Below are 819 nucleotides of genomic sequence, written 5' to 3' on the forward strand. Positions count from 1 at the left end.
CCTGCTTACGGGTCAACTACCCACTCATGACCACACCCCGGCGCTCTCCTGACCCTCCCCGCGGAACACCAAAGCCCTTCGTCAGCAGGCTCTTAACGGCAGAGGAGCATCCACTGCAGAGCGGGGTCCATCAGGAGCCACCCTGAGGCGGCCGTTGCGGGCATCCACATCGGCAGGCCGGTGAGCGGCGACTTGTGGGTCATCCAGGCGTCTTCGGGCGCAAGGCCGAACTCGTCGTCGTGGTCGGCGGGCCATTGATGGCCGCTCGGGCCGCCATGGTGGTGCGGATCATGCGGCCACCCGCAAGGGGGCCAGTAGCTCGGCTTGTGTGGCTTGTGCGGCCGGTGAGTGCAGTCATGGGTGGGCGTCGGGCTGGGCGTCGGAGTCACCGTAGGTGTGGGCGTCACGGTGGGTGTCACGGTGGGTGTCGGCGTCACGGTCGGAGTCACCGTAGGTGTGGGCGTTACGGTCGGTGTCACGGTGGGTGTCGGCGTCACGGTCGGAGTCACCGTAGGTGTGGGCGTCACGGTGGGTGTCACGGTGGGTGTCGGCGTCACGGTCGGTGTCACGGTGGGTGTGGGTGTCACGGTAGGCGTGGGCGTCGGGGTCACCGTGGGCGTGATCGTGGGCGTCGGGGTGGGCTGGTTGGGGACGCAGTTGACCTCGACCCGCCCGATCACGACCTCGGTCAGCGGCCCCTCGTAGATAGTGGCGCCGTCGTCGCTCCGCAGGTCAGCCGAGATCGAGATCGTCATGTCCGCCTCGGCGGAGGTCGCGTCGTTCGTCGTGGCGTTGTCGTTCCTGACCACCGTCAGGAAC

1 protein-coding gene is annotated in these 819 nt (G+C 67.9%); it reads left to right on the forward strand.

The window, feature by feature from the left end:
- The first annotated feature begins 360 nt into the window (after positions 1-360).
- Complete coding sequence (locus tag ABZ815_RS42315) at positions 361-705, forward strand: hypothetical protein (RefSeq protein ID WP_357707122.1); 345 nt, start codon at positions 361-363, stop codon at positions 703-705.
- Positions 706-819 lie beyond the last annotated feature (114 nt).

The organism is Nonomuraea sp. NPDC047529 (genome assembly GCF_040642995.1).
Taxonomy (GTDB): Bacteria; Actinomycetota; Actinomycetes; order Streptosporangiales; family Streptosporangiaceae; genus Nonomuraea.